The sequence below is a fragment of the Moorena sp. SIO1G6 genome (genome assembly GCF_010672795.1).
GTDB lineage: Bacteria > Cyanobacteriota > Cyanobacteriia > Cyanobacteriales > Coleofasciculaceae > Moorena > Moorena producens.
In genome coordinates this window covers 1-1,907 of record NZ_JAAHFZ010000158.1, presented here as the reverse complement: position 1 = coordinate 1,907, position 1,907 = coordinate 1, and the positions used below count along the sequence as shown (strand labels likewise).

The window sequence follows — 1,907 nt, the reverse complement described above, 5'->3', positions numbered from 1 at the left end:
CGACATATTTGACATTTTCCGACATCTTGTTGGATAATCTAACTTTACTGAACAAGATGTGTCAATGAATGAACAAATTAAATATGTTCCTCCCCGAGTCGCTGCTACCAGGCTCGGGGTCAGTACCAGGACACTTGAAAGGTGGCTTGACGAAGGCAAAATCCAAGGAATTAAAACCCCTGGAGGACAAAGAAGATACAATCTTGACTCAGTTGTCTCTATTTCAACAAAAAAAACAGATAGAGACGAAAGAGCAACAATCCTATATGCAAGGGTTTCAAGCCGCTCTCAAAGAGATGATCTCGATCAACAAGTACAGTTTCTTAAGTCTCGTTACCCAGACGCAGAAGTCATCCGAGACATCGGCAGCGGTCTCAACTTCAAAAGAAAAGGTCTTCACTCCCTATTGGACAGAGTTCTCAGCGGCACTTGCAAGTATATTGTCGTTGCCCACAAAGATCGGCTCTGTCGCTTTGGATTCGATCTTATCTCATGGTTGTGCTCTAAATTCAAAACTAAAATATTGGTTCTCGACGAAAAGAACCTCAGCCCAGAACAAGAGATGGTTGAAGATGTTCTCGCAATTATCCACGTCTTCAGTTGTAGGCTCTACGGACTCAGGAAGTACAAGCGAAAAATCCTTGAAGACAGTGAGTTACCGAGTTTACCCAAGCAAAGAACTTGAGAAGATCTGGAAAAAATGGGTTTCTGCTGTTCGCAAGGTTTATAACATATCGATCGAGCAGCTCAATCGGAACCAGGGGTACACAAAAGTCGGAAAGAAAGGAGGAAAACATGGCTTTAGAACTTGGTTGAAACAATCCGGACTTATTCCGCAGTGGTGCAGAGATTTAAACGTCTCCAAAATTTTAGATAACGCTTCAATGGAGGCTTATACGGCGTGGAAAGAGACCGCCAAACAACCGAAGTCTGTTGGGAAAGGGAAGAACCTTTTGCCAAACCCACAAGCTGGATTAAAAATAGCTAAATTTCGTAGCGTGCGAGATCATCATCTGACGATCCAGTTTGACCCTACGGCTTACAAGGCTGGCCGGTGGATGGTTTCTACGACCAAACATCTGCCAAAACCCGAATTCAAAGGTCAGGATTTCTGTGTACTAACTGATGGTTCTACTGAACTTACTTATAACAAAGGGAGATGGTTCGCGCACTTTCCAGTAGAGTTTGACATTGAGCCTACTGAAACCAAGAAAGTGATAGCTTTAGATCCTGGAGTTAGGACGTTCATGACTGGGTTTGACGGCACGGATTTCTTGGAGTTCGCAAATAATGATTTTCAGAGAATAGCTAAACTTTGTTCGCATCTAGATAAGTTAAAAAGTGAGCATGACAAATCAAAAGGACGCACACACAAACGTCGCCGATACAAGCTAAGGATAGCTATGGAAAGACTCAGAACTAAGATCAGAAGTCTGAGAACTGAATTGCACAAACAAGTAGCATCGTTTTTGGCAAGAAACTACGATGTGATCGTCTTACCTACCTTTGAGACGTCGCAGATGGTTGTCAAAAAGAAGCGAAAACTAAAAAGCAAGACAGCTAGGGCGATGATGACGTGGGCTTTTTATCAGTTCTCTCAGATTTTAGAGCATTTGTGCAACCGTTATGGTTCCAAATTAGTGAGGATAACAGAGGAATATACCTCCAAGACTTGTACAAAGTGCGGACACATTCATAGAAAACTTGGTAGTTCTATGAATTTTCAATGTCCACGTTGCGGATACGAAATCCCTAGAGATTTCAATGGAGCCGTCGGGATTTTCCTGAAGGCGATGTGGGATACCACCTTCCTCGAAGCAGTCGGGGATGTAGTACTCAGCTTTTCTGACTCAAATGATATCCTAGATATCCAAGATGTCGGAATTTGTCCGGGTTAAAAGTATCAG

General features: G+C 42.8%; 2 protein-coding genes. Both read left to right on the top strand.

Annotation, left to right across the window (positions count from 1 at the left end):
- Positions 1–64: 64 nt before the first annotated feature.
- Positions 65–685, top strand: coding sequence for an IS607 family transposase (locus F6K63_RS36685; RefSeq protein ID WP_083373897.1), 621 nt, complete (start codon positions 65–67; stop codon positions 683–685).
- Positions 573–1,898, top strand: a complete 1,326-nt coding sequence (locus tag F6K63_RS36680) for an RNA-guided endonuclease InsQ/TnpB family protein (RefSeq protein ID WP_229420144.1) — start codon at positions 573–575, stop codon at positions 1,896–1,898. Before F6K63_RS36685 ends, F6K63_RS36680 begins: the two co-directional genes overlap by 113 nt.
- Positions 1,899–1,907: the final 9 nt, after the last annotated feature.

Coding starts and splice junctions, on each gene's coding strand:
- F6K63_RS36685 (WP_083373897.1), top strand. CDS start 65: ATGAATGAACAAATTAAATATGTTCCTCCCCGAGTCGCTGCTACCAGG.
- F6K63_RS36680 (WP_229420144.1), top strand. CDS start 573: ATGTTCTCGCAATTATCCACGTCTTCAGTTGTAGGCTCTACGGACTCA.